The 19810-nt window shown below is 69.4% G+C and carries 16 protein-coding genes; 12 read left to right on the forward strand and 4 right to left on the reverse strand.

Annotation, left to right across the window (positions count from 1 at the left end):
- Positions 1-31: 31 nt before the first annotated feature.
- Together BW730_RS18130 and BW730_RS09570 are read left to right on the forward strand one after the other, a co-directional pair.
- Positions 32-586 carry a hypothetical protein gene (locus tag BW730_RS18130; RefSeq protein WP_145952794.1) on the forward strand — a complete coding sequence of 185 codons (555 nt, stop codon included), beginning with the start codon at positions 32-34 and terminating at the stop codon, positions 584-586.
- A gap of 9 nt (positions 587-595) precedes the next feature.
- Positions 596-973 carry a YchJ family protein gene (locus BW730_RS09570; protein ID WP_145952795.1) on the forward strand — a complete coding sequence of 126 codons (378 nt, stop codon included), beginning with the start codon at positions 596-598 and terminating at the stop codon, positions 971-973.
- A 20-nt stretch (positions 974-993) separates the two neighbouring features.
- Here the strand turns inward: BW730_RS09570 and BW730_RS09575 are convergent, their stop codons facing one another.
- Genes BW730_RS09575 through BW730_RS09585 form a run of 3 tightly spaced genes read right to left on the reverse strand, consistent with a single transcriptional unit; the run spans position 994 to position 2110 of the window.
- Positions 994-1590, reverse strand: coding sequence for an ROK family protein (locus BW730_RS09575; protein ID WP_158522574.1), 597 nt, complete (start codon positions 1588-1590; stop codon positions 994-996).
- Positions 1521-1895 carry a hypothetical protein gene (locus tag BW730_RS09580; RefSeq protein ID WP_158522576.1) on the reverse strand — a complete coding sequence of 125 codons (375 nt, stop codon included), beginning with the start codon at positions 1893-1895 and terminating at the stop codon, positions 1521-1523. Before BW730_RS09580 ends, BW730_RS09575 begins: the two co-directional genes overlap by 70 nt.
- Positions 1847-2110: a helix-turn-helix domain-containing protein gene (locus BW730_RS09585; RefSeq protein WP_158522578.1), complete on the reverse strand. Its 264-nt coding sequence runs from the start codon at positions 2108-2110 to the stop codon at positions 1847-1849. The genes BW730_RS09580 and BW730_RS09585 overlap by 49 nt, the downstream gene beginning before the upstream one ends.
- A gap of 126 nt (positions 2111-2236) precedes the next feature.
- On the opposite strand from BW730_RS09585, the gene BW730_RS09590 reads away from it, so the two are divergent.
- The 4 genes from BW730_RS09590 to BW730_RS09605 all read left to right on the forward strand — a co-directional run bounded on the left by BW730_RS09590 (position 2237) and on the right by BW730_RS09605 (position 6830).
- Positions 2237-3472 carry an ABC transporter substrate-binding protein gene (locus tag BW730_RS09590; protein ID WP_077686044.1) on the forward strand — a complete coding sequence of 412 codons (1236 nt, stop codon included), beginning with the start codon at positions 2237-2239 and terminating at the stop codon, positions 3470-3472.
- Between the two features lie 2 nt (positions 3473-3474).
- Complete coding sequence (locus tag BW730_RS09595) at positions 3475-4404, forward strand: carbohydrate ABC transporter permease (protein WP_226996681.1); 930 nt, start codon at positions 3475-3477, stop codon at positions 4402-4404.
- 1 nt (position 4405) lies between these two features.
- Positions 4406-5212, forward strand: coding sequence for a carbohydrate ABC transporter permease (locus tag BW730_RS09600; RefSeq protein WP_077686045.1), 807 nt, complete (start codon positions 4406-4408; stop codon positions 5210-5212).
- A 169-nt stretch (positions 5213-5381) separates the two neighbouring features.
- Positions 5382-6830 carry a DUF4091 domain-containing protein gene (locus BW730_RS09605; RefSeq protein ID WP_077686046.1) on the forward strand — a complete coding sequence of 483 codons (1449 nt, stop codon included), beginning with the start codon at positions 5382-5384 and terminating at the stop codon, positions 6828-6830.
- 83 nt (positions 6831-6913) lie between these two features.
- On the opposite strand, the gene BW730_RS20165 is transcribed toward BW730_RS09605, so the two are convergent.
- Complete coding sequence (locus BW730_RS20165; RefSeq protein ID WP_077686047.1) at positions 6914-7762, reverse strand: ribonuclease H family protein; 849 nt, start codon at positions 7760-7762, stop codon at positions 6914-6916.
- Between the two features lie 76 nt (positions 7763-7838).
- Here BW730_RS20165 and BW730_RS09615 point away from each other — a divergent pair, with 76 nt between their 5' ends.
- The 6 genes from BW730_RS09615 (at position 7839) to BW730_RS09640 (ending at position 19806) form a co-directional block, all read left to right on the forward strand.
- Positions 7839-10112, forward strand: a complete 2274-nt coding sequence (locus BW730_RS09615) for an ATP-binding cassette domain-containing protein (RefSeq protein WP_077686048.1) — start codon at positions 7839-7841, stop codon at positions 10110-10112.
- Positions 10113-10459: 347 nt separating this feature from the next.
- Complete coding sequence (locus BW730_RS09620) at positions 10460-13435, forward strand: hypothetical protein (RefSeq protein ID WP_145952797.1); 2976 nt, start codon at positions 10460-10462, stop codon at positions 13433-13435.
- Positions 13390-14571, forward strand: coding sequence for a hypothetical protein (locus BW730_RS09625; RefSeq protein WP_077686050.1), 1182 nt, complete (start codon positions 13390-13392; stop codon positions 14569-14571). The genes BW730_RS09620 and BW730_RS09625 overlap by 46 nt, the downstream gene beginning before the upstream one ends.
- Positions 14568-17639 (forward strand): DUF5979 domain-containing protein, encoded by a 3072-nt coding sequence (locus BW730_RS09630; RefSeq protein ID WP_077686051.1) that lies wholly within the window; start codon positions 14568-14570, stop codon positions 17637-17639. Before BW730_RS09625 ends, BW730_RS09630 begins: the two co-directional genes overlap by 4 nt.
- Positions 17636-19162 carry a DUF5979 domain-containing protein gene (locus tag BW730_RS09635; protein ID WP_077686052.1) on the forward strand — a complete coding sequence of 509 codons (1527 nt, stop codon included), beginning with the start codon at positions 17636-17638 and terminating at the stop codon, positions 19160-19162. Before BW730_RS09630 ends, BW730_RS09635 begins: the two co-directional genes overlap by 4 nt.
- A complete protein-coding gene (locus BW730_RS09640) occupies positions 19159-19806 on the forward strand; it encodes a sortase family protein (protein WP_077686053.1) in 648 nt (215 codons plus the stop codon). Before BW730_RS09635 ends, BW730_RS09640 begins: the two co-directional genes overlap by 4 nt.
- The last annotated feature ends 4 nt before the right edge of the window (positions 19807-19810 follow it).

Below are 19810 nucleotides of genomic sequence, written 5' to 3' on the forward strand. Positions count from 1 at the left end.
CCACCGACGATGGCGCCGTAGATTGGCCGACATGTGGTTGATCGCCGCGGCCCTGGCCCTCTTCGTGCTCCTGTTCGGCTTCCCGAGCGTCCCGGTCGCGCCACCCGAACCTCCCCCGGTGGTGGCGGCGGTCGAGGAGCCTGAGCCGGTCCTCGAGGACCCCGTCGAGCCGATCGAGGCCCCCACTCAGTGCTCCGACACCGACGCGGAGGCGGGCGGCCTCGCGAGGCGGCTCTCACCCATCGACGCGGCCCTCGGGGCGCGGCACCTGTTCCTCGAGATCGGCAACTGCGGCTCCGAACCGCTCCCCCTCGAAGAGGTCCACTTCACGGGCCTTGACGCCGACGGCTCCGGCGGGGAACTGAGCCTCGAGGTGCTGGGCGACGCCCCGGTGCTCGCGCCGGGCGAATGGACGGGGTTGACGCTCGACTGGCGGACCAACGGTCGCTGCGAGCGTGGCACGCAGCGCCTCGTGCTGCACGCAGGCGAGGCCGCCGTCGACGTGTCGAGCGAGTGCATGCAACTCGGCGGGGAGTATGCCGCAGAGCGCGACACGACCCTCACGCTCACCTGGCCCGACGCCTAAACTCCTCGCATGACCGACGCCCTCCCCTGCCGCTGCGACACGGGCAAGCCGTACGACGCGTGCTGCGGACGGTTCCACGCCGGGCGACCCGCGCCAACCGCGGTCGCCCTGATGCGGTCGCGCTACAGCGCGTTCGCGCTGCGCGACGCCGACTATCTGCTCGACACGTGGCACCCTGACACCCGACCCGACCACCTCGACCTGGACGTCGACACGACCTGGACGGGGCTGCGGATTGACGCGACCTCGGAAGGCAAGGCCTGGGACACCGAGGGGACGGTCACGTTCACCGCCGACTTCTCCTCGCCCGAGGGGCCAGGGCAACTGCGCGTGGTGAGTCGCTTCCTCTTCGAGGACCGCTGGTACTACCTCGACGGCACCTACTGACTCTCAGACCTGCCGAACTCTCAGACCTGCGGGAGCCCCTCGACGAGCCGCGCTCGGGCCCGGTCGCTCGCCACCAGCAGCGCCCCTCGGTGCACCGCGTCGCCTGACGACGCCACCAGGACGACCTCCGGCGGCGTGAGCGAGACGTCGCCCAACGCGTCGACGAAGACGCTGCGCAGCGCCTCGCCGCAGGCACTGAGCGGCCCGCCGAGCACGACGACCTCCGGGTCGAGCGCCAGCGTGGTGGAGCGGACGCCGAGCGCGAGCCAGCGTCCGACCTCCCGGGCGACCTTGAGCGCCTGAGGGTTGTTGCGCCCCGCCTCCGCGAACACCTCGAGCCGCGGGATGCCGAGCCTCTGCGCGCCCTCACGCAGCGCGATCTCTGCCGAGCCGAACGCACCGTTCGGGTCCAACCCGATCTCGCCCGCGGCGCCGTGCGCGCCCTCCAGCACCTCTCCCGCGATGACGAGGCCGCAGCCGACGGCCTCCGTCATGTGAAGCGCGACGGCCGAGCGGGCAGGGTGCCCCGACTCGGCGAGCGCGGACATCAGGAAGCCTGCGGCGAGCTTGGCGTCGTTGCGCACGACGATGTCAGCGTCGGGCCAACGGTCGAGCACCGGGGCCTTGATGGCGACGAGCGACTGCGGCTCCCCAGCCAGGGGTAACGGTTCGAGCGGACGCTGTTCTCGCCCTGGACGATGCCCATCACGGCGATCACTCCGCCGAGCACCGGCGAGTCGCCGTCCGCGACGACCCGGTCGACCGCCTCGACGATGTCGTCGACCGGCGAGGGAGACATCAATGCGTGGCCGGTGGCGATCACCGCGCCCGTCGCGTCGACCATGGTGACGTCGCACGACTCGTAGCCGATGATCACCACGAGCAGTCGGTGCTGCTCCGGCACGGGGTGGAACACCGCCATCGGACGCCCGAGCCCGAGGCCGGCCTGGTGGTGTCGGAGCGGACGAGACCCGCCTGCTCCATGGCGCGCAGCGACTGCGTGAGCGTCGGTCGGGACAGCCCTGTCGCCTCGACAAGGTCTTTCAGCGTGAACGTGTCCCCCAGCGCGTAGCAGGCGTCCAGCGCCGCGCGCTGGTTCACGTACCTGATCTCGGCCAAGGACGAATGCGTGCTCACGACGAAAATGTTACAACACTGTAACCCTTTTTAATAAGAGACTTGCACAACCCTGTTACGAATCTGCATACTGTGGGCAGCCGCGGGAGAATCCGCGGTCCCGACCGCCAACAAGGAAGTGGCAACATGAAGAAATCCCTGAGCGTGCTCGCTGGCCTGATCCTCTCCAGCGCACTCCTCACGGCATGCGGCGCGGGCACCTCGGCGTCGACCCCCAAGTCGATCGACCTCTGGATGCCGCCCCTGGCCGCGGACAACCTGGACAAGGAACTGTGGGACGCGATCGTCGCCCCGTTCGAGAAGGAGAAGGGCGTCGACGTCAACGTGACCGTCGTCCCCTGGGACTCCTACGAGACCAAGTACCTTACCGGCATCTCGTCGGGCGCCGGTCCCGACGTCGGCTACATGTACTCCGAGATGATCGGTGACTACATCAAGAAGGACCAGCTGATCTCGCTCGACGGCAAGGTCACCGACGAGCAGAAGGACAACCTGTACTTCCTCGACAAGGGCGTCATCAACGGCAAGCAGTACACGCTCCCCTTCGTGGTGGGCGGCGCGCGCGTGCTGATGTACAACAAGACCCTGCTGGCCGAGGCGGGCGTCGAGCCGCCCACGACGTGGGACGAGTTCGCGACGGCGGCCAAGGCCGTCAAGGCAAAGGGCATCCAGCCGATGACGGCGCCGTGGGGCGACCCGAGCCGCGGCATCATGAACGGCCAGTTCTTCCCCTTCGTGTGGCAGGCCGGCGGTGACCTGTTCACCGAGGACGGCACCAAGACCCAGTTCAACACCCCCGAGGTGATCGAGGCCGCCAAGTTCCTGCTCAGCCTCAAGACCGACGGCATCCTCCCGGACGCCACCACCGGCATCACCGTCGACACCGCGCGCAAGGCGTTCGAGTCGGGCGAGGTGGCATTCACCATCACCACCGAGCAGGAGGCCACGATCTACGAGGCCGCCGGCGTCGACCTGGGCTGGGTCACCTCGCTGCAGGGCAAGGACCGCGGCACCTTCATCGCAGGCGACGCGCTCGTCATGCTGAAGGGCTGCGAGAGCCAGGAACTCTGCTACGACCTGATGAGCTTCCTGCAGGCGGGCCCGCAGATGGAGGCCTTCCACAAGCAGGCCAACTTCCCGCCGATCGGCAAGGACGAGAAGTCGATCTACTCGCCCGAACTGCAGAAGATCTACACCGAGGAGGCCGAGATCCTGCACGTCCTGCCCGTGGTCGCCAACGGCGTGCCCGCATACAACGCGCTGTACAAGAACCTGCAGCAGATGCTCAACGGGGAGAAGACCCCGGAGCAGGCGATGGCCGACGCCGCCACCGAGGGCGACGCGGCGCTCGCCCAGGCGTGAGCGTGACAACGCTCCAGGCACGGGGGGCGCGCACCGGCGCGCCCCCCAGCACCGCTCCCACTCGGCCCGCTCGTCGGGCCGGGTGGGGCGGCCTGCTCTACATCGCACCGTCGCTGCTGGTCCTGACCTTCATCGCGATCATCCCGATCGTCTTCTCGGGATACCTGTCGCTGACGCGCTACGACGTCCTCTCCGACCCGGTCTTCACCGGGCTGGACAACTACACCCGACTGCTGAACGACCCCAACTTCTGGGGCGCGCTGCGCACCACCGCGATCTACACCCTGATCGCCGTCCCCCTGCAGATGATCATCCCGATGATCCTGGCCGAGTTCCTCGCACGGGTCGCCGGCCCGCGCTTCTCCAGCATCGTCCGTTCCGTCCTGTTCGTGCCGGTGGTCGCCTCCCTGATCCTGGTCGGCACGGTGTGGCAGTACATGTTGGCGCCCGACTCGGGCATTTTCAATGTGATGCTCAAGGCGATGGGACTCAGTTCCGTCAACTTCCTGGGCAACCCGCAACTGGCGCTCATCTGCGTCGCGCTGGTGAGCGTGTGGAAGAACATCGGCTACTTCCTGGTGCTGTTCTACGCGGGCGTCCAGGACATCCCCGTCGAGCAGTACGAGGCGGCCCGTGTCGACGGCGCGGGCGGCTTCAAGCAGTTCCTCCACATCACGCTGCCCGGCCTGAAGCCGGTCACGCTGCTGTGCACCATCCTCGCGACCATCTGGTCCTTCCAGGTCTTCGACCTCGTCTACTCGATGACCGGCGGCGGCCCAGGCGGCGCGACCACCACCATCGTGATGGGCATCTACGAGGCCGGCTTCAAGTCGTTCCAGATGGGCTACGCCTCCGCCATCGCCATGGTGCTGCTGGTGATCGTGCTCATCGTCTCGATCGTCCAGCGACTCGCCTTCCGAGAGGAGCACTGACATGGGACGACTAGGCAAATGGGCGATGTACGCCGTGGTGGCCCTGCTCGTGGGGATGGCCGTGCTGCCGTTCGCGCTGATGGTCATCACCGCGATCCAGGCGACCACGCGGCTCGAGTTCACGATCCGCCCCGAGCTGCTGACGTTCGACAACTTCGTGCGGCTCTTCACCACCAACAACTTCGGCTCTGCGCTGCTCACCTCCAGCATCGTCGTCGTGATCGCCGTGGTGCTGAACAACATCGTGTCGTCGCTTGCGGCATTCGGCTTCGCGTTCAAGCCGTTCCCTGGCAGCAAGGCCGTGTTCTGGGTCTACCTGGCCACCATCATGGTGCCTGCCCAGGTGACGATGATCCCGATGTTCATCCTGTTCAGGGAACTGGGCATCCTCGGCGGGCACCTGTCGCTCGCGCTGCCCGTGATCAACGCGTTCGGAGTCTTCCTGATCCGCCAGTTCATGGCGTCCATCCCGCCGAGCCTGCTCGAGGCGGCCCGGATCGACGGGGCGAGCGATCTGAGGATCTTCCTGTCGATCGTCGTGCCCGCCATCAAGCCGGTTCTAGTCGCGCTGACGGTGTTCACGTTCCTGACGACGTGGAACGATTTCCTGTGGCCGCTGATCTCGCTGCAGGACGGCACCCGCTCGACGGTGACTCTGGCCGTCTCACAACTCAAGGGCAACTTCCTCACCCAGTACGGCATGGTGATGGCGGGGACCACGATCGCGTTCCTCGTGCCGTTCATCGTCTACGCCGTACTCCAACGACAGTTCGTCGAGGGCGTCACCGCCTCCGGCGTGAAGGGATAACTAGCGATGCAGACCCCCACGACCTTCCTGACCAACTCGATGGTCAAGGTCACCCCCGACTGGACCCCCGCCGAGCCGCTGACCGCCCTGACCGGCTGGGACGGCGAGCAGGTGTCCTTCCAGGTCGCCTGGCTGCCCCCGAGACCCGTCTGGAGGCCCCGCGAGCCAGGTGCGCGTCGACGTGACGGGCGCCTCGTCCGTGCGGATGTTCGACGTCGACCTGGTCGCGGCCCAGGTGCCGTGCTGGAAGGAGCACTCCGACGGCTACATCGTCGACGCCCCCGCGCTGCTTCCCGACCTGCTGCGCCCGGTGTTCGGCGCCTCCCGCGCGACCCACATCGGCTGGCACAGCATCTGGGTCGACGTGACGCTGCCCGCCGAGCGGATCACGGTCACCGTCTGGGACCGCGACACCAAGCTTCTCGAGCAGGAGATCGACGTGACGACCGTCGCGCGGCCGAGCGCGGCCCCGAGCGTCGACGTCATGCAATGGTTCCACGCGGACTGCCTCGCGACCTACTACCAGGTCGAGACGTGGAGCGAGGAGCACTGGAGCGCCATCGAGAACCAGGTGCACTCCGCCGCGCGGATGGGCACCACGATGCTGCTCACGCCGGTGTGGACTCCCCCGCTCGACACTGAGCCTGGCATCAACCGCCCCACCACGCAGTTGCTCGACATCACGCTCGACGGCAGCCGCTACCTGTTCGGGCACGAGCGCCTCGACCGCTGGCTCGGCATCCTCAAGGACGCAGGGATCGGCAAGGTCGAGGTGCCGCACCTGTTCACTCAGTGGGGCGCCACCCGCGCGCCGCAGATCCGCGTCGTGGTCGACGGCGAGGAGCGCGAGCTGTTCGGCTGGCACACGCCCGCGCTCGATCCGGCCTTCCAGGACTTCCTGTCCCAGGCCGTCGCGTTCCTGATCTCCTACTTCGACGAGCGGATCGGCCGCGAGAACACCGTCTTCCACATCTCGGACGAGCCGAACGAGGACCACCTCGACACCTATGTCGCGGCGAAGGCCTCGGTCGCAGGGCTGCTTGAGGGCTGCCGGGTCCTCGACGCGCTCTCGCACCCCGAGTACGCAGAGCACGTCGCGACGCCCATCGTCGCGACCGACGCGGTGCCGGCCTTCCGTGCCGAAGGCATGGAGCCCGAGTGGGTCTACCACTGCGTCGCGCAGAGCTGGGACGTCGCCAACCGCTTCATCGCGCAGGAGGGCATCCGGACGCGCGCGCTCGGCTGGCAGATGTTCAAGGGGAAGGCCGTCGGCTTCCTGCACTGGGGCTTCAACTTCTACTACGCGCAGTTGTCGCGTCGCCCCATCGACCCGTTCCACGACACCAGCGCGGGGGGCGGCTTCATCAGCGGCGACCCGTTCATCGTGTACCCGGGCCCGAAGTTCGAGCCCATCGAGTCGCAGCGCCACCGGCTGTTTGCCGAGGCGATGGCCGACCTGGCCGTCGCGGAGCAGGCGGAGGCGCTGATCGGGCGCGAGGCCGTGCTCGCGATCATCGACCCCGACGGCGACCTCGACTACGCAGCGGGCTGGATCCCCGGCGACCAGTGGCTGACCCGCCGCGCCGCCCTCGACAAGGCCGTCATCGACGCCTCCTGAACGTCGTGTGACGAACGCCCCGCCGTGCTCCCCTTCCGGGCGCGGCGGGGCGTTGTCGTTGCTCTGAGGTCGTTGCTGTCAGGTCAGCCGATCGCGGCGTAGCGCAGCGACCACGCGCCGGGCACCTGCTGCCAGAGCAGCCCTGCGGGTCGGCCGTCGACGAGGAGCCGCGCCAGGCAGGCCTCCTCGCCGACGGCGTCGACGCGAACAAGTTCGATGGTGGCTCCCTCGAACCAGGCGAGTGAGGTCGTCTCGAGGCTGCCACTCAGCACGACCAGATCCTGGTGCAGCCGCACCGAGTCACGCGCCGTCGAGAGGTTGCCGACGGCGCGCACCACGGCAGCCTTCGCCCTCGGCCCAGCCGTGCCAGGCACCGGGCGGGGCTGATCGGCCGGGGCGTCGAGCGAGAACAGGTCGGGCTGCTCGTCGACCTGGCCGACCTCGAAGTCGGTGCGTGCTGTGGGCCGGGCGGCCTCGGGGAACCCGGGCCCTACGTCCGGCTCGGTGCCCGCCTGATAGGCGGTCGCGGCAGCGCGGGCGCGGACATCGGCCGCCTCGTTCATGGCGTGACCAGCATGCCCCTTGACCCACTCGAAGGTGACGTCGCGGCCCGCCAGTTCGGCGTCCAGTTCCTTCATGAGTTCGACGTTGAGCACCGGCTTGCCGTCGCCCTTGCGCCAACCCTTCCGCTTCCAGCCCGGCATCCACTTGGTGAGCGAGTTGATCACGTACTGCGAGTCGCACAGCACCTTCAGTGGCTCGTCCAGGTGCGCGGTGGAGCGCAGCAGGTCGAGCACGGCCATCAACTCGCCCATGTTGTTGGTGCCGTGGTCCCAGCCGCCTGCCGCCCACGCGTCGTCGGAGATGTACCACGCCCAGCCTGCGGGCCCGGGATTGGACAGGGAGGAACCATCAGCAGCGGCAACGATCACGCACCCGAGGATAGTGGCCGTGGGGCGCCGATTTCCGATCGTGGATCTGTCGGGTCGCGGTGTCATACTTTCCCGCATGACTTCGCACGATCAGATCCGGGTGCGCGGCGCGCGCGTCAACAACCTGCGCGACATGGACGTCGACATCCCCAAGAGGAAACTGACGGTGTTCACCGGGGTCTCCGGCTCCGGGAAGTCCTCGCTGGTGTTCGGCACCATCGCGGCCGAGTCGCAGCGCCTCATCAACGAGACCTACCCCGCGTTCGTGCAGTCGTTCATGGCGAGCCCCGCCCGCCCCGACGTCGACGCCCTTGAGAACCTGTCCGCCGCGATCGTCGTCGACCAGGAGCGGATGGGAGCCAACTCGCGCTCGACCGTCGGCACCGCCACCGACGTCAACAACCTGATGCGGCTCGTCTGGTCGCGGCTGGGCACCCCCGAGGTGGGGCCGAGCTTCTTCTTCTCCTTCAACACCCCGCAGGGCATGTGCCCCTCGTGCGAGGGCAACGGGAAGGTCTCCGCGGTCGACGAGTCGCTGATCGTCGACCGCGACCTGTCGCTGACCGATGGGGCGATCCTGGCACCCGGGTTCGGCGTCGGCACCTGGTACTGGAAGGGCTACGCGGAGAACCCGACGCTCGACGCGAGCATCCCGCTGAGGGACTTCACCGACGAGCAGTGGCAGTTCCTCATGTACCAGGAGCCGACCAAGGTCAAGGCGTTGGGCATGAACATGACCTACGAGGGGCTGATCCCCCGGGTCAGGCGGATGTTCCTCAACCCCGAGAAGGCGCCCGGGCAGAAGCACGCGCGCGAGTTCGCGGAGCGGATCGGCACCTTCGCCCCCTGCCCCGACTGCGGAGGCACCCGGCTCACCGAGGCGGCCCGCACGGCCACCGTGAACTCCGTGACCCTCCCCGAGGCGCTGGGCTGGCAGATCTCCGACCTGCTCCCCTGGGTCGAGACGCTGCGCGACTCCGCCGCGGGCGACCGGGCCCGCCCGGTGCTGATCGCGCTCGCCGACCTGCTCGGCTCGCTGGTGGAGGTCGGCCTCGGCTACCTCTCACTCGACCGCGAGTCCGGCACGCTCTCCGGCGGCGAGGCGCAGCGCGTCAAGATGGTGCGACACCTGGGCTCCGCGCTCACCGACATCACCTACGTCTTCGACGAGCCCACCGTCGGGCTGCACCCGCACGACATCGACAAGATGTGCTCGCTCCTGCAGCGGCTCCGCGACAAGGGAAACACCGTCCTCGTGGTGGAGCACAAGCCGCAGGTCATCAAGCGGGCCGACCACATCGTCGACATCGGGCCCGGCGCTGGCACCAAGGGCGGCGAGGTCGTCTACACCGGAGACCTGGAGGGCCTGCGCGCGAGCGGTTCAATCACCGGCGAGCACCTGGAGGTCCGGCCGACGCTGCGCGAAACCCCACGCGCGGCCAAGGGCCACCTCGAGATCCGGGGCGCCTCCACCCACAACCTGCGCGACGTCGACGTCGACGTGCCGCTCGGCATCCTGACGGTGATCACCGGAGTGGCAGGCTCCGGCAAGTCCAGCCTCATCCACGGCTCGATCGCGGACGGCTCGATGGCGCGGGCGGGTGACCTCCGGGTCGTCGACCAGACGGCGATCCGCGGCTCGATCCGGTCGAACCCCGCGACCTACACGGGCGTGCTCGACGGGCTGCGGACCGCCTTCGCGAAGGCCAATGGCGTGAAGCCCGCGCTGTTCAGCGCCAACTCGGCAGGCGCCTGCCAGAACTGCAAGGGCCTGGGCGTCGTCTACACCGATCTCGGCATGATGGCCGGGGTCGCCAACACCTGCGAGGTGTGCGAGGGCCGCCGCTACACCGACGAGGTGCTGCGCTACACGCTCGACGGTCTCAACATCGCCGAGGTACTGAACCTGCCCATCGCCGAGGCCGCGAAGGTCTTCCACACCGGAACGACGGGCAAGATCCTCGGACGCCTGCACGACGTCGGCCTCGGCTACCTGCGGCTCGGCCAACCGCTGTCGACGCTGTCAGGCGGCGAGCGGCAGCGCATCAAGTTGGCGATCCGGATGGGCGAGGGCGCAGGCATCTACGTGCTGGACGAGCCGACCACCGGCCTGCACATGGCAGACATCGACGCAATGCTTCAGATGCTCGACCGGTTGGTCGAGCAGGGCAACTCCGTGATCGTGATCGAGCACTCGCTGGCCGTCATGGCGCACGCCGACTGGATCATCGACCTCGGCCCCGGCGCCGGGCACGACGGCGGGCTGGTGGTCTTCGAGGGAACCCCCGTCGGTCTCGCCTCCGCCGCCACCCTGACCGGGCAGCACCTTGCCTCTTATCTCCGGCAGTAAAGCGGCCTCTTTATCCGACGTGATCGGCTTTTCACGGAGTCGCCCGAAGGTTTACCGCAACACCCTTTTTCGCCTTACCCGTAACGGGTATTGTCATCGCGATTTGTGCATGCATTTAACCGATTAATCCCACAATTAGGCACCATCGATACCCAAAAACTGCAACTTTTCTCACCCTTTTGGCCAGTCTTGCGCAGATTTCCTGGAAACATGACCCGACAAGGGGGTACCGTGCCCGCCAGCATTTTGGAGAGGAAATGTCCGGAGGTTCTCGATAGCGTGTCGCGCTAGGTGGGATAACCATGTCCCGCTAGTGAAAGCGCATGTGCGCGAAAGGCGTGGCTTAGGTGACCTCCGCAACCGCTGGACCCCGTCGGATCGTGGCCCTTCTGGCGGCCCTTCTCTTACTCGCGACGGGTCAGACGCTCCCCGCGAACGCCGCCCCCGACAACGCGACGCTCGAACTGAGCAAGGTCGTCACGGGATGGGCCGAGAACACCACTGTCCGCCCGGGCCAGTCGTTCGGGTACACGCTGGAGTTGTCATGCAACAACTCGAACTTCGGCGGCTGCGACGATGCCTTTCTCCTGGACCCGATCCCGGCAGGCCTCCTGTTGGACGGCGACAGCGCGGCCATCAAGGTGACCGGCTCGGGCGTCGCGACGCGCGTGCGGATCGAGGCCCCCCAGACGGTGCGCGTCGACGTCATCAACGACCTCGGCGACGGCAAGGTCGGCATGGCGCACGGCACGACGATCACCGTTGTGGTGCCGGTTCGGGTCGATCCAGACCTCGCGCAGAGCGCCAGCGGCACCCCGATCATCAACACGGCGACCGCCGACGCGACCAACGCCCCCAATGAAGAGGCCTCGTTCCCGGTGAAGCCGGAGGTCCCGATCGTCACAGCAGCGGTCCCCGCCAAGTCCTTCGACCCGGAGGGCGGCCTGGCCTCCACCGGCGTCAAGACCACGCTGAAGGCGCAGGCGGCCAACGGCTCCAACGTCTCCGTCGACGCCATCACCATCACCGACCCGGCCGACCCCACCGCCAAGCCCTTCCAGCATCTCGCCCTGACCGGCGCTCTCGACGTGAAGCTTCCCGACGGGGCGGAACACGTCCGCGTCGACGTCATGGTCGGCGGCGCCTGGGTCGAGGGCACCGCGGGCCCGCTGCCCGCCGAACTGCCGGACTCGGTGACCCCGTCCGACGTCGAGGGCATCCGCCTCACCTTCCTCAGCACCGACGGCCCCGACATCGCGCCCGGCGCCACGGGCAGCTTCGACCTGGGGCTGGTCTCCCGCCCGTCCATCGCGACCTCCGGGCCGATCGTCAACACCATCGCGGCGACCGTCACGGTCGGCGAGACGACCTCCACGCCCGGCACCACCACCGCCACCTATACTCCCGCCGCCGCGGATATCCCCGTCGCCGCCACCAAGACCTTCACCCCCGACGTCATCACGGCAGGCAAGCAGTCCACCGTGGCGCTGACGGCCACCAACACGAGCAGCCACACGCTTGAGACGCTGACCATCACCGAGCCTGGCTCTGGCGCCAACCCCCTCGCCGACACCCTGACCTTCGCCGGTTGGGCGACCTCCGGCGTGCAGTGGCCCAACGGTGCCACCGGCCTCACCGTCACCTACCAGGTCGAGCGCGACGGCGAGATCGTCACGGTCACCGAGGCCGCCGACACCCCCAACACGCTGCCCGCCGCCCCCGCAGACGGCCGGGTCATCGGCTTCACCGCCACCTACTCGGGCGCCATCGTGCCCGGCGCGGAGGCCAAGCTGCCCTTCACCGTCTCCACCGACGCGGCCCAGGCCGTCGACCTCGCCAAGCACCCCAACGACATCGTCGTGACCTCCGTCGCGCCCGGCGGCTACGCGGGCTCGACCACCGCTGCGGACGAGTTGACCACCTACAAGCGTCGCCTCGACCTCGAGGTCGGCAAGAAGATCTCGCCCTCGTCGATCGTCGGCACCGCGGGCGAGGACGTCGTCGTCCGGCTCACCGGCCACCTGCTGCCGTTCCCGCAGTCCACCACCGAGGCCACCACCGTCATCATCAGCGACCCGGCCGACGTCGCCGCCGACGCCTGGTACGACTCGTTCGCGCCCACCCGGATCGCGTCGACGCCCGTGCCGACCAACGCCACCCTGACCGTGCAGTACTTCGACGGCACCGCGTGGCACGACGTCGAGGGCATGGTCGGCCTGACCGGCGGCGTGCCCACCGTCGACTTCCCGGCAACGGTTCGCGACAGCGCCCTGGGTATCCGGTTCGTCTACGAGAGCACCGACGGCCTCGCCCCGGACACGCGTCTTGCGCCCAACCTCGGCTTCGAACTGCGCGCCACCGCGACCGAGCCCTTCACGGCCGCCAACTGCGCCGCGGCCTCCGCCGCGGCCGACCTGGTTGAGCCTGCCGACGCGGCCTCGCCCTGCCCCACCATCACCGTCTCGCCCGAGGGCACCGGCCCCGGCGGCGGCGCGCCGGTGACCATCGACAAGTCGTGGGCGTCCTCGACGATCCCGCAGCGGCTGCTCGCTGGAACCACCGTCACGCTCTCCTGGGCCACCCACCGGTCGAACCTCGGAAAGGTCGTCGTCTCCGACGGCGCCGCCCCATCGGCCGCGACGCTGCCTGGCAGCGCCTTCAACTCCTTCGATCTGTTGTCCATCCCGGCCATTTGGCCGAGCGATGACCCGCTGATCGCCTTCGACCGGGTCGCCCGCGTCGAGCTGTACAGCCTCTCGCGCGACGCGTGGGTCGCCAAGACGGGTGACCCGTGCCCGCAGGGCTGCGACGGCCAGTTCCCAGGCGTCACCCTCAGCGACGCCGAACGCGCCGACACCATCGGTGTGCGGCTGGTGTTCGAGGAGAGCCCGACCCGCATCGACCGGATCCAGAACGACCCGGAGGCGCCCGCCGTCGGAAGCGGCGTCGCACGGTCGCTCCCCGGCCAGTCCCGGCCCCTGAAGCTGACGATGCGGCTCCGCGACGAGCTGCGCAAGTCCCCCTCCGGAGCCCCCGAGCCCGTGCTCTACAGCTCCTTGCTCGGCACCCGGCAGCCCGGCGAGGTGCCAAACGATGCTGGCGTGACCGGCTGGACCGACCCCACCGGTTCGCCGGTGGCCTCCGACCGCGACGAGGCGAGCATCACCGTCACCGACGTGCCCCGACCGTCAAGCTCGACAAGACCTGGAGCGGCGGCCCGCTGGCCGTCCCACAGGAGGGCACCCCGTTCCCGGACAAGTGGCCGACGGCCCGCCTGGTGCTCAAGGCGACCAACACCACCCCTGCGCGGGTCGACGAGTTGATCGTCACCGACCCGGTCGACGACGCCAACAGCCCGTTCGCCAGCGTCAACATCGCCAGGATCGTCATCTCGGAGCCCGCGGGTGAGCGCGTGCAGGGCACCATCACGCTGCGCTACGCCGGAGGCACGACCGACACCTTCACCCCGGCCCAGGCGGAGGCCCTATCCGAGTTTGATCTGCGCAACGTCGTCGGCCTGACGGCCCGCTGGAGCGGACGCATCGACCAGAACGCGGTCGCCACCATCCGACTCGACACCCGGCTGCGCGAGACGGTGCGCGGCACCACCGACCGTGTCCTGACCGGCAGCATCTTCCGCAACGTCGGCATGGCCACCGTCAGCGACCTGATCGACTACGACCAGGAGATTTACCCGAAGGTCACCGCCTCCCACCGTGACGACGCGATCCTGAACACGGTCGGCGAGCAGATCACGGTCGACGTCACCAAGACCATCACCCCCGACGCGCAGCGCGAGCCCGACCGCGGCCCCGTCACCGTCGCGCTCACCGGTCAGCCGACCGGCCCCTCACGCAGCGACGAGTTGCACATCACCGACACCGACGCGACCTTCTTCAACGCGTTCGACTTCACGGGCTTCCAGCCCGTCGCCTTCACCTCGCCCATCGACAAGGTGCGGGTCGACGTGCTGACCGGCGGCACCTTCTCCGTCGTCGGCGGCACCGTCGAGGTCACCGACGCCGTCTGGGTGCATGGCACTCCCATCACCGCCGACAATGCGACCCCCACGCTGCCCGCCGGGGTGAGCGCCGATCAGGTGCGCGGCGTGCGCTACGTGTTCACGAAGCAGGACGGCTCCATCATGGAGAACCCTGCCAACCCCGTGCAGAGGGCCACGTTCACCGTCACGCGGCGCACCACGCTGCGCACCGGCGGGGCGGTCCCCAGCACCATGCAGGGACAGGTCGCCGCACCTGGCGAGGCCGCGCCTGGCGTGTTCGCCAACACGGTCACTGCCGACACGTGGGGCCCGTCGATCGGCGGGGGCGACCGCCTGCACGCCGACAAGGAGGCCACCGATGACGTGACCTACCAGCACGCCCTCAACAAGGTGACGGTCAAGAAGTCGACGCCGAGCACCACCGCCTCGGCCGACGCCCCATCCCTTACACCTTGACGTTCACCAACAGCGGCAGCGTGCCGATCGTCGATCCCGTGATCACCGACGTGTTCCCCACCGACGCCAAGGGCCCGCAGTTGATCGTCGATCCCGAGGCCGATCCGGCCTCGGTCTACACGTTCACGCTGGCCGGCGCCGCACCCCTTCCCGCCAACGGCACCCCGCTGCCCACCGCGCTTGAGGACGTCCAGGTCGGCGCAACCCCGCTGGGCCTGACCTTCCGCTTCGCCGAGGGCTCGGTTCTCGAGGTCGGACAGACGTACACGATCCGCGTCAACCTGTCGTTCCGTCCCGGCCTTGACGCCGCGACCGAGGTCGTCAACACCACGGGCATCTCGGGCGAGCGGCCGTGGGACTCGTGCTCCGGCACCCTGGTCGGCAAGGAATGCACCACCACCGCGAAGGTCACGGTGCAGCGCTCCGGCGCCCTGCAGGGCTCCAAGCTCGTCCGCGCCGTCGACACCGAGCTGGGTGTGCTCGACACCCGCGCCACGGGCTGCACTCCCGACGCCGACGGCTTCTACCGCGGCGGCTGCGTCCCGGTCACCAAGCCCGGCGGCGACGAGATCTGGCGCCTGCGCTGGACCAACATCGGCAACCTCCCGCTTGAGAAGGTCACCGCGCTCGATCAGCTCCCCGCGATCGGGGACGCGGGCGTCATCACCGGCAGCCCCCGCGGCTCGAAGTGGCGCCCGATCCCCAAGAAGGTCACCTTCGTCGGCAGCGTCGAGGGCACCGTGAGCTCCATCTCCGTCGACTGGAGCAGCAACCCCGACCTGTGCAACGAGGACCTCAACGCCACCTCCACCTGCACCACCAACAACTGGAAGTCGGTCGGCGAGGAGGCCAGCCCGGCCAACGGCTGGACCGTCCCGCTCCCAGAGGGGGCGCAGGGCCTGAGGTTCACGTTCAAGCTCGCCGACCAGCCCCTTAAGCCGCTCGGCACCATCGTCGCCGACATCACCACCACCACCCCGGCGCAGTCCCCGACGGTCGACGGCGACACGATCGCCTGGAACAACATCGCCCAGTCCGCCACCGCGCGCAACGGCGACAAGTCGGAGCACGTGCGCCGCAACGAGGCGAACAAGGTGGGCGTCGCCCTCGCGGTCGCGCCCGTCACGATCGAGAAGCTGGTCACGGGTGAGGGCAGCGCCTTCGCCCCCGACCGCTTCGAGCTGAACCTGGCGTGCACCTCGGTCGGCGAGGCGGTCACGCTCGGCGAGCGCGCCAATGTGTCACTGGGGGCCGGCGAGCCCGTCACCGTCGGCGACATCCCGTGGGGCTCAAGCTGCACGGTCAGCGAGGACGCCGCGGCGTCCGGGGCCTCCGGCTTCCAGGCGACGACGGTGATCGTCAACCAGCGCGACGCCGCCACCGCCGCCGCCATCACGGCGACCAACCGCTACGACCTGGCCTCGCTGAAGGTGGCAAAGCGCGTCTCGCAGAGCGCCGTCGACCAGGAAGGCACGGCGCTTGACCACGGCGAGTTCGACTTCACCGCGGCCTGCACCTTCCTCGGCTCCCCCGTCACCGCGGAGGGCTTCGAGGCGGGCAAGCCGATGACGTTCACGCTCGGCGACGGCGACAGCCGCACCCTCACGGGGCTGCCCGCGGGCGCGGCGTGCACCGTCACGGAGACCACTCCCGACAACCTGGAGACGGTCAGCTACGAGTGGACCGCAGGCGAGGTTGACATCGCCTCCGGCGCCGGAGCGGCGAGCGGTCAGCTCGCAAGCGGTGCGAACACCATCGCGTTCGCCAACGCGTTCCGCACCTCGAAGCTCGCCCTGACCAAGTTGGTCGTCGGGGACGGCGCCGACCTGTACGGCGGCGGCGAGTTCAGCCTCAACGTCGCGTGCGTCGACCTGTCGGGCCGCGAGGTCTGGAACGACGACATCACCCTCGGGGGCGAGCACGGCCTGACCCACACCATCGACGGCCTCTGGGCCGACGCGACGTGCACCGTCACCGAACCTCGCACCGGCGGCGCGACCGAGACCACCTTCGCCCCCGGCGACGGCACGCTCACCCTGGTGCCGGGAGAGACCTCGACGGTCACCGTCAGCAACTCGTTCGACGTCGGTTCCGTGCGGGTCGCCAAGACCCTCGACGGTGACGGCGCCGACCTGATCGACGACGTCAACGAGTTCGAGGTGCAGCTCGCCTGCGTCGCGGACGTGGACGGCACCGAGGTCGACGTGCCGCTGCCGGACGACGGCCGCGTCACGCTGTCGAAGGCCACCACGCTCGAGCACAGCTTCGACAACCTCCCCATCGGTGCGCGGTGCACGCTCACCGAGCCCGACGCGGGCGGCGCCGTCGCGACGAGCATCGAGCCCGCCACCGTCACGGTGGGCGAAGAGCCCGTCGACATCTCGGTGGTCAACACCTTCACCGCTGCGTCGCTGACGCTTACCAAGTCGGTCGCCTCCCCGGCGCTCGACGCCGACGGCGAGCCCATCGACCACGGCACCTTCGACTTCTCCGTCGCATGCACGTTCCAGGGGCGCGACGTCGTCGCGGCCGGGTTCCCCGCAGGCGAGGAGATGAGCGTGAGCCTCGGACACGCGCAGAGCACGACCCTCACGGGTCTCCCGACCGGCACCTCGTGCCGGGTGACCGAACAGGAGGCGCCACACGTCGCCTCCGTCAGCGCGACGTGGACCACCGGGTCCGTCGCCAGCGTGGTGGATGGAAATGCCGCCGAAGGGACGCTGGCCGCGGACATCGATGGAACCAGCGCCAACTCGGTCGCCTACCGCAACGAGATGCGCACCTCCGAGCTCACGATCGACAAGGTCGTCACCGGCCCCGGCGCAGAGCGCTACTCCCCCGATGCGTTCACCGTCGCCGTCGCCTGCGTCGACGCCGATGACCGCATCGTGTGGGACGGCGAACTGCCATTCGGCGGCGAGCACGGCATGAGCGCGACGATCGAGCGGCTGTTGGCCGACGCGACCTGCACCGTCTCGGAGCCGATCACCGGAGGCGCCACCCGCGTGGACTTCGCCCCGAGGGCCCCGTCACGCTCGACCCCGGGACGCCCGGCACCGTCACGGTGACCAACACGTTCGAGGTCGGGTCGGTCGAGGTCACCAAGGTGATCGACGGCTCGGGCGCCGAGTTCCTGCACCCCGACACGCAGTTCCAACTGCAGTTGGCGTGCGAGGCCGACGTTGACGGCGAACGGCTCCCCGTCGCCCTCGACGACGACGGGCTGCGGACCATCTCCCCCGCCACCGGCCTGTCGGCGAGGTTCGACGAGCTGCCTGTGGGCGCCGAGTGCACCCTGACGGAGTCGGACAACGGAGGGGCGGTGGCGACAGCGATCACCCCCGAGCGGATCACCGTCGGTGGCGAGGCCGCCCGGAGCACCGTCGGTGGCGAGGCCGCCCGGATCACCGTGACCAACACGTTCGAGGCCGCCTCCCTCGAGGTCAGCAAGGTCGTCACGACGTCCGCGCTGGACGCCGCGGGCGAGCCCGTCGATCACGGGCCGTTCGGCTTCACCGTGGCCTGTCACTACCTCGACCGTCCGGTCGTGGCGGAGGGCTTCACCGCGGGCGAGCCGATGCGCATCTCGCTGTCTGACGGCCAGTCGCGCACCCTCACCGGGCTCGTCGCGGGCACCGCGTGCGAGATCACGGAGGACGCGGCCGCCAACCTCGCCTCCGTCGAGAGCACCTGGCGCGCGCAGGACGCGGAGGTGGAGGCCGACGGCACCACCGCCCAGGGAGTGCTGATCGCCGACGTGGAGGGCGCCGCGACCAATGCGGTCGCGTTCCGCAACGCGTTCCGCACCTCCAAGTTGGCCATCAGCAAGGTCGTGGAGGGTCCCGGCGCCGCGCTGTACAGCACCGACGCCTTCCTGGTCGACGTGACCTGCGTCGACGACTCAGGCCGTGAGGTGTGGCACGACTCGCTGCCCTTCGGCGGCGAGCACGGCTACGAGGCGAAGATCACCGATCTGTGGGCCGATGCGACCTGCTCGCTGTCCGAACCGGTCAGCGGCGGCGCCACCAGCGTCGAGTTCTCGCCCGCCGACACGGTCGAACTGAGCCCGGAGGCGGCTGCCCGCGTCGAGGTCGTCAACCACTTCGACCTGGGTGAGGTGGCGATCCACAAGCTTCTCGAGGGGCCGGGCGCCCCGTCCGTCCCCGGCGACGCGACGTTCGTGGTGAGCCTCGAGTGCAGCGCCGACGTCGACGGCGAGCGGACGGCCATCGACCTTCCGGACGGCGGGCGGGTCACGCTGTCGCGCGCCGGTGGGCTCGATGCCGTGGTCTCCGACCTGCCCCAGGGCGCCACCTGCACCGCGACCGAGACCGAGACGGGTGGGGCCGACGCTAGCCGGATCACCCCGGAGCGGATCGTGGTCGGCGACGACGCAGGGTTCACGGTGATCAACACCTTCCAGACCTCACCCACACCGCCCACGCCTGGCCCCACCCCCCAGGGGCCAGACACGCAAACGGGCGTTGGGGTGGGCGGAGACCGTCCCTTTGGACCGCTGATCGGGGCCGCGGTCGCGGCCTCCGTCGCGGTCGCCGGTCTCATGATGGCGCGCCGCCGCCGCGGCGCGTGACCATCCGCCGGGGCGGCCGCTCCGGGATCGGCGTCGGATGGACGCTGGTCTCGGTCGCGGCCGCCACGGTCGCGGTCCTGCTGGGGTGGCGGTGGCTGACCTGGACGCCGTCGGTGGCGCCGGACGCGCCCGTTGACCTCGCGGGGCGCCAGGTGCCCGTCGATCTGCCGAGCGACGAGGACGTGTCGGCCCTCGACACGGGCGGCTTCTTCGAGGCTCCCGTGCAAGGGCTGCGCGTGCCGCTTCGATCCGCCCTCACGGCGGGCGGGGTGATCAATCCCCCGAGTCTCACCGAGGCCTACCTGTACCGGGACTTCGGCGACCCTGGCGACCCTGCCTCCGGCACGGTGGTCGCCGCGATGCACTCGGTGCGGGGCGGACACGGGCCAGGCAACGCGCTCGCGGACCGGGAAGGCTCCGCGGAGGCCCCGTCGGTGCGGATCTCCCCCGGCGACCCGTTGCTGCTGGGCGCGGCGCGCTACGTCGTCACGCAGGTCGAGATTCAGGCCAAGGCCGCCACCTCAGACGACGCCCGGATCTGGTCGGAGGGCTCCTCCGACCTGGTGGTCCTGACGTGCCTGATCGACCCTCGCGTCCCGCTTGCCGACCAGCCGAACCTGATCGTCTTCGCCGACCGCGTCTGACCGC

This window comes from Tessaracoccus aquimaris, assembly GCF_001997345.1.
GTDB lineage: Bacteria > Actinomycetota > Actinomycetes > Propionibacteriales > Propionibacteriaceae > Arachnia > Arachnia aquimaris.